Source organism: Brevundimonas sp. (assembly GCF_044239655.1).
Taxonomy (GTDB): domain Bacteria; phylum Pseudomonadota; class Alphaproteobacteria; order Caulobacterales; family Caulobacteraceae; genus Brevundimonas.
The window spans coordinates 21,838-29,243 of sequence record NZ_JBIIAY010000031.1 but is presented as its reverse complement, the minus strand read 5'-3'; the positions used below and the strand labels follow the sequence as shown (position 1 = coordinate 29,243).

Annotated in this window: 7 protein-coding genes and 1 pseudogene; all 8 read right to left on the bottom strand. The window is 65.2% G+C overall.

From position 1 onward, the window contains the following. Nucleotides 1–132, bottom strand: a pseudogene (locus ACILQR_RS06205) (proline--tRNA ligase); the annotation flags it as partial. 75 nt (nucleotides 133–207) lie between these two features. Then, nucleotides 208–828 carry a hypothetical protein gene (locus ACILQR_RS06200; protein ID WP_395650597.1) on the bottom strand — a complete coding sequence of 207 codons (621 nt, stop codon included), beginning with the start codon at nucleotides 826–828 and terminating at the stop codon, nucleotides 208–210. Between the two features lie 59 nt (nucleotides 829–887). Further along, nucleotides 888–1,139: a DUF1467 family protein gene (locus tag ACILQR_RS06195; protein WP_395650596.1), complete on the bottom strand. Its 252-nt coding sequence runs from the start codon at nucleotides 1,137–1,139 to the stop codon at nucleotides 888–890. A gap of 93 nt (nucleotides 1,140–1,232) precedes the next feature. Next, on the bottom strand, nucleotides 1,233–2,924 hold the full coding sequence (locus tag ACILQR_RS06190) for a ribonuclease J (protein WP_395650595.1): 1,692 nt from the start codon (nucleotides 2,922–2,924) through the stop codon (nucleotides 1,233–1,235). Beyond that, a complete protein-coding gene (locus tag ACILQR_RS06185) occupies nucleotides 2,925–3,701 on the bottom strand; it encodes a type III pantothenate kinase (protein WP_395650600.1) in 777 nt (258 codons plus the stop codon). Next, nucleotides 3,698–4,465: a biotin--[acetyl-CoA-carboxylase] ligase gene (locus ACILQR_RS06180; protein WP_395650594.1), complete on the bottom strand. Its 768-nt coding sequence runs from the start codon at nucleotides 4,463–4,465 to the stop codon at nucleotides 3,698–3,700. Before ACILQR_RS06180 ends, ACILQR_RS06185 begins: the two co-directional genes overlap by 4 nt. Before the next feature lies 1 nt (nucleotide 4,466). Further along, nucleotides 4,467–5,912, bottom strand: coding sequence for an NADH-quinone oxidoreductase subunit NuoN (gene nuoN, locus ACILQR_RS06175; protein ID WP_395650593.1), 1,446 nt, complete (start codon nucleotides 5,910–5,912; stop codon nucleotides 4,467–4,469). A gap of 7 nt (nucleotides 5,913–5,919) precedes the next feature. After that, a complete protein-coding gene (locus ACILQR_RS06170) occupies nucleotides 5,920–7,404 on the bottom strand; it encodes an NADH-quinone oxidoreductase subunit M (RefSeq protein WP_395650592.1) in 1,485 nt (494 codons plus the stop codon). Between the last annotated feature and the right edge of the window lie 2 nt (nucleotides 7,405–7,406).

Sequence of the window (7,406 nt, the reverse complement as noted above, 5' to 3'; positions counted from 1 at the left end):
CGGCAGCCAGGCATAGATGCCGGCGGCCTCCTGCTTGATCATCCCGGCACGCAGCATCAGCTGGTGCGACACGATCTGGGCGTCCGAAGGGGCTTCCTTCAGGATGGGCATGAAATAGCGCGACAGGCGCATGGGGCAGAATCCGCGTGGTCAGTCAGACCTGTGCTTTAGCCGGTGCACCGGGGCGAAAGCTAGGCGGCGATCGCGTCAGAAGTCCGGCGTCTCCCAATAGAACCGCCGCCGTCTCTGATCGAAGAACAGATACTCCGCATGGTCGCATTCAAAGCAGCTGCCGACGCTGAGTTCATCGTCGGTCTGATGCAGCCAGATCAGACCTTTCCAGTCGTCCCATTTGTGAAGGTAGACAAGATTGGGCGTGGGGGCGTCGTCGGTGATCAGAAGGAAGGCACCCACGTCGCCCTGACAGGTCTGAAAGCTGCCGACGACCGCTGTCTGGCGGCCGGCGAGAGTGAACCGACCATGTGCAGCAAACGTCGCGGTTTCGGATTCGGTCATTGACCGGTCAATCTCGGCCTGAATCTCGGGCGTTTCGCCGACGAAGGCTTTAGGGGTCTGCGCTTCAGCGAAACACCATGGCGCATCGTACTCGCTGAGCTGGCCGTTCAGAATCTGGAACGGTACTCCGGAGACAGCCGTGCCGGTTGGACGGATCGTCATCGTCCGCACCCACCAAGCGTCATTGGACGGGCCGGAACCGTCATCGGCCTGCACGACGATGAATGGCGCAGACCGGTCCTGAGCCTGGGCCGCGCCGGTCTGCAGGATCAGGGCACCGACCGCTGCAACGACGCCAGACATAATCCGCATGGTCACCCTCTTCTATCGTAAAAGGATACAACGGTTCAGGCGCGGTCGGCGCGGGAGGATCAGCCCAGACGCGGCAAGGGCAGCCAGCCGGTCCAGATGGTCAGCATGATCCCGGCCCACACGATCACCGAAACCCAGGTCGTGGTGATGAATTTCTTCTTCAACTTGGGATCGGCGGGCGCGCCCCATTGCGCACCGTCGGTCGGCGGCGACTGATCCTGCTGGGCCATGCCGATGGGCAGGACGGCGAACAGCACCGTCCACCAGACGGTGATGTAGATGGCGATCATGGTGATCGGGCCGATAGGCATCGGGGCTTATCCTGATAATGAGCGCGCCAGCCCTACGCCCGTTTCCGGACGTGGGCCAGCATCACCCGGGTGTCCTGCGACACCGTGTGCGGATCAGAGGCGCAGTATGACCGTCTCGACGATCGGACGGCGATCCCAGATCTGCTGCGAGCCCTTCTTGAGCACGCGGCCGACGGCCATCTCCACCGCCGTGTCATCGAAACGGGCCTTGCCCTTCAGGCTGTTGACCGCCTGTTCGGCGCGCTCGGCCAGGTCGTCCAGAGCGTCACCCAGCGGGTTCTCGTCATCGCCGGGCAGGCCGATACCGCGCACGTCGATGTCGGAGACGATCTTGCCGTTCCGGTCCATGGCGAACGACACCACCAGGATGCCGTTGGTCGAGGCATGGCGACGCTCGCGCAGGGCCTCGCCCATCTCGGGGACCAGCATCCCGCCGTCAACGAACAGGCGACCGTTGGGCACCTCGTCGATGATGACAGCCGGGCCCGGCGCGATGCGGACCATGTCGCCGTTCCGGGGCGTCACCGTCTGGGGCACGCCCAGTTCGGTAGCCAGCAGCGCGTGTTCGGCGATGTGGCGGCGCATCCCGTGCGTCGGGATAGCGATCGTAGGCCGCGCCCAGGCGTACATCTGGCGCAGTTCGGCGCGGCAGGGGTGGCCCGAGACGTGGATGCCGGGGTGGTCCTTCTCGGTGTAGAGCCGCACGCCACGCTCGGCGAGACGGTCCTGCAGACGCCCGATCGACAGCTCGTTGCCCGGGATCACACGCGCCGAGAAGATGCAGTGGTCGCCGCGACCCAGCTTGACCGTTGGATGGGTGCCCGAGGCGACGCGGGCCAGGGCCGCGTTCTGTTCGCCCTGGCTGCCGGTGCAGAGGTACAGAATCTCGTCGGCGGGCCAGTGGCGGGCCTCGTCGTCGGACAGGAATTTCTTGATGTCCGACAGCATGCCGACGTGCTTGGCGGCGGCCGTGATGCGGTTCATCGATCGACCGGCCAGGAAGATGCGGCGGCCATGCTTCTCGGCGGCACGGATCACACTGTCCATGCGCGCGACGTTGGAGGCGAAACAGCCGACCGCGATGCGGCCGTGCTTCAGGCTGCCGATCAATGTGTCCAGTTCCTCGGCCACGCCAGTCTCGGACCCGGCATAGCCCTCGGAGAAGACGTTGGTGCTGTCGCAGACCATGGCCAGCACACCCTCGTCGCCGAGCGCGGTGATGGCGGCGGCATCGGTGACCTCGCCAACGACGGGGCCGTCGTCGATCTTCCAGTCGCCAGTGTGAAACACCGTGCCCAGCGGTGTGCGGATGGCCAGGCCGTTCGGCTCGGCGATCGAGTGGGTCATGGTGATCATCTGGACCTGGAACGGGCCCAGATCGATGTTGCCGTTCAGGGGCACCTCGATGATCCGCACCTGATTCAGGATGCCCGCCTCGCGCAGCTTCTCGCGGATCAGATAGGCGGTGAAAGGTGTGGCATAGAGCGGTGCCTTCATCCGCGTCCACAACCAGCCGAGCGCGCCGATATGGTCCTCGTGCGCGTGGGTCAGGACGATGCCACGGATCTTCTCGCCCTCGAGGAAGGACGGATCGGGCACGATCACGTCGATGCCGGGTGTGGACGGATCGCCGAAGGTCACGCCGACGTCGGCGATGATCCACTCGCGTGCATGCTCCGGCCCATAGCCGTAGCAGTTCAGGTTCATGCCGATCTCGTTCGAGCCGCCCAGCGGCAGGAAGACGAGTTCGTCGTTGCCCGATGTCTTTGAATTTGGCTTTTTCATTCAGTCTTTCGTGTCGTTGCGGCGCCAGATTTCCAGCAGGCCGCGGATGGTCAAATCCGGATCGAACCGGTCGATGCTTGTTGTGGCGCCCTCGAACAGGGAGGCGACGCCGCCGGTGCCGATCACGGTCAGGGGCGCACCCCACTCGGCCTTGATACGGTCCACCAGACCCTCGATGAGGGCGATATATCCCCAGAAGACCCCGGACTGCATGGCCTGGACCGTGTCCTTGCCGATGACCCGTTCTGGTTTCTGGATGGCGATACGCGGAAGCTTGGCGGCGGCCTCGTGCAACGCGTGAAGGGAAAGGTTGATGCCCGGCGCGATCAGGCCGCCCTCGAAGGCACCGTCGGCGGCCACAACGTCGAATGTGGTGGCGGTGCCGCTGTCGATCAAGAGCAGGTCGCCGGGATAGGTCAGGTGCGCCCCGATGGCGTTGACCAACCGATCGGCCCCCGCCTCGGTCGGCTTGGTGATCCGCACTTCGATTCCCAGATTGGCGTTCTCGCCGACGATCAACGGCTCGACGTTCATGTAGCGCCGCGACAGGTTCCTCAGGTTGAAGATCGACTGGGGCACCACGCTGGAGATGATGCAGCCGTCCAGATCCTCGAACCCCAGGCCATTCATGTGCAGCAACTGGGTCAGCCAGACGGCGTATTCGTCGGCGGTGCGGTTCGCCTCGGTCGCCGTGCGCCACTGGGCGATCCATTCGACGTCGTTGTGGACGGCGAACATGGTGTTGGTGTTGCCCTGTTCGATCGCGAGCAGCATCAGGCGGCCTTTCCCGTCGCGTCGGCACCAAAGAAAACGTCGCCTGCCGAGATCAGCCGCATCGAGCCGTCGGCCAGCTTCAGGCGCAGAGAGCCGTCCGCCGCGACCCCATCGGCGATCCCTGAGACCGTTTCATGGCCCAGGCGCGCGGTGCAGGCCTGATCCAGACCTCGGCTGCGCGCTACCCAAGCGTCCCGAATGGGCTCGAAACCGAGCGTGTCCCACCGGTCCATCCAGATGGCGAAATGACGGGCCAGCACCTCAATCGCTTCGGCGACGGTGGGCGCGGCGCGCACCTCGCCCTTGAGATGCCCGCCGATGGCCGTGGCAGGTCGTTCCGCTCCTGACGGCGCGTGCGCGAGATTCACCCCGATCCCGACCGCCAGCCACAGGCCACCCGTCTCGTGCGCTCCGGATTCGACCAGGATTCCGGCAGCTTTGTCGGCCTCGATCATAACGTCATTCGGCCATTTGATCGTGATCAGGGGCGCGGGCACGAAGGTGCAGATCAGGTCGGCGACCGCGAGGGCCGCGACGAAGGTGATCTGGGCCGCCTCGGCCGGGGCCTTGTGCGTGGTGGTCAGAAGCGTGGCGTAAAGGTTGCCGGTCTCCGACACCCATTCGCGACCGCGACGCCCCCTGCCCTCACCCTGCCGCCGCGCGACGATCCACAGCGGCCCGGTCTGATCCGCCTCTGCGCGTCGCCGCGCCTCCGCATTGGTGGAATCGACGTCTTCGAGGATCAGGATCGAGGGGGCTTGCGCCACCTCACCCGGCTCCGAAGCCCGCAGCGGCGGCCTTGGTCAGGGGCTCGAGCCAGATCAGGGCCACGATCACCAGGGGGAAGGAGAAGGCGGCGGCGGCCCAGCCGACCACCTTGGCCTCGACCGGCGCGGGGTCGGTCGCCACGGCATCCACCGGGGCGTCGAACCACATCAGCTTGATGATCCGCAGATAGTAGAAGGCGGCTACAACCGAGGCGACCAGACCGGCGGCACCGACCATCCAGTAGCCCTCCTGAGCCGCCGCGCCGAAGACGTAGTACTTCGACCAGAAGCCCGCGAACGGCGGCATCCCCAGCACCGACAGAGACAGCACAGTGATGGCGATGGCTGTCACCGGCCGATCCTGCTTGAGGCCCGCCAGATCGGCGATCCTGCGGATCGGCCGCCCACCCTTGGACAGGCTGAGCAGGATGGCAAAGAAGCCGAACTGGTCGATCACGTACAGGGTCATGAACATCAGCATGGCCTGGAGGCCGACCGTGGTGCCCGCCGTGATGCCTAGCAGCGCATAGCCGATGTTGACGATCGACGAATAGGCCAGCAGCCGCTGGACGTCCTTCTGAACCAGGCCCCCGAACGACCCCACGGCGAACGAGATCAGGGCGATCAGCACGAGGACCTGGGCCCACTGGTCATGGATCTCGCCGAACGGCCCCATCAGGGTCCGCGCGATCAGCACCATGGCCGCAACCTTGGGGGCGGTGGCGAACAGAGCCACGACCGGGGTCGGAGCGCCCTCATAGACGTCGGGCGTCCACATGTGGAAGGGCGCGGCGGAAACCTTGAACGCCAGACCGCAGATGAGGAAGACCAGGCCGAAGATCAGGCCGGGACCGACATCGCCCTGGCCCGCGACCGCCGCGATGTCCTCGAACCGCATGGAGCCGGTGAAGCCGTAGATCAGGCTGGCGCCGTACAGCAGCAGGCCCGACGACAGGGCGCCCAACACGAAATACTTCAGGCCCGCCTCGGACGCCTTGAGGTCGTCGCGGTGGAAGGCGGCCAGCACATACAGGGCCAGCGAATGCAGTTCGATCCCGACATAGAGCGAGATAAGGTCGCCGGATGACGCCATCATGCTCATCCCGACCGAGGCCAGGACGATCAGGATCGGGAACTCGAAGCGCGCGATCCTGGTCCGCTGCATCCAGCCGCCGCCGAGGATCACGGCGATGGCCGAGGCCAGATAGATCAGGACCTTGGCATAGACCGCCAGGGGATCGGCGACATAGGCCCCGTTGAACGCCGCGCCCAGCGGGCCGTTGGCGGCGACGGCCGCGCCCGCGATCAGCAGGGCGACCGACAGGATCGAGATCAGCCGCGCCGACTTCTCGCCGATGAAGGCGCCGAGCACGAGCAGGAACAGCGCGCCGATCGCGAGCGTCAGCTCGGGCGCGGCCAAATGCATTGCGGTGAAGATATCAGGCATCAGTCTCTCACCCGCCCGTCGCGGCAGTGTAGGCGCCGACGACGGCGTCCACGGAAGCGGCGGTATAGTTCAGCACCAGGTCCGGCTGTACGCCTAGCCAGATCGTTCCCACGATCAGGGGCACGAAGATCAGCAGCTCGCGTTTGTCGATGTCGGTGATCGTGGCCAGGGCCGGGTTCTTGATCTCGCCGAACATGACGTTGCGATACAGGGTCAGGGCATAGACCGCCGACAGGATCACGCCGCTGGCTGCCACGAAGGCCGCCCAGGTCGAGGCCTGATAGGCACCGGTCATGGTCAGGATCTCGCCGACGAAGCCCGACGTCCCCGGCAGGCCGACATTGGCCATGGTGAACATCAGAAAGATCGCCGCATACCATGGCATCCGCTGGGTCAGGCCGCCGTAGAAGGCGATCTCCCGCGTGTGCATCCGGTCGTAGACGACACCGACGCACAGGAAGAGCGCGCCCGAGATCAGGCCGTGGCTCAGCATCTGGAACACCGCGCCCTGCATCCCCTGGGCGTTGCCGGCGAAGATGCCCATGGTCACGAAGCCCATGTGGGCGACCGAGGAATAGGCGATCAGCTTCTTGATGTCGGTCTGTCTGAACGCGACCAGCGACGTATAGACCACGGCGATGACCGACAGGGTCAGGACCAGGGGCTGGAACATCTGCGACGCGACCGGGAACATCGGCACGTTGAACAGGATGAAGCCGTATCCGCCCAGCTTCAGCAGGATGCCGGCCAGGATGACCGAGCCCGCCGTCGGGGCCTGGACGTGGGCGTCGGGCAGCCAGGTGTGGACCGGCCACATCGGCATCTTGACCGCGAACGAGGCGAAGAAGGCCAGCCACAGCAGCGGCTGATAGCGCGGATCGAACACGTGTTCCTTCAGCGCCGGGATGCTGGTCGTACCGGCGTCATACGCCATCCACAGCATGGCCAGCAGCATGAGCACGCTACCCAGCAGGGTGTAGAGGAAGAATTTGTACGAGGCGTAGATCCGGTTCGCCCCGCCCCAGATGCCGATGATCAGGAACATCGGCACCAGGGTGCCCTCGAAGAAGATGTAGAACAGGAACAGGTCCAGCGAGGTGAACACGCCGATGACCAGGGTCTCCAGCACCAGAAACGCGATCATGTATTCGACGACGCGCGTCTCGATCGACTTCCAGCTGGACACGATGCAGATCGGCAGCAGGAAGGCGGTCAGCAGCACGAACAGGATCGAGATTCCGTCGACGCCGAGGTGATAGCTGGCTCCCGCGAACCACTGGTGCATCTCGATGAACTGATAGCCGGGGTTCGACTGATCGAACGTCGCGGTCAGCACGACCGACACCGCCAGCGTTGCCAGCGTCGTGACGAGCGCGATCCAGCGCGCGGCCGGGGCCACAGCCTCGGCCGACTTGGCTGTCAGACGCGCGATCAGCAGGATTGCGGCACCCACCAGCGGCAGGAAGGTGACGATGCTCAGAATAGCCGGCACGG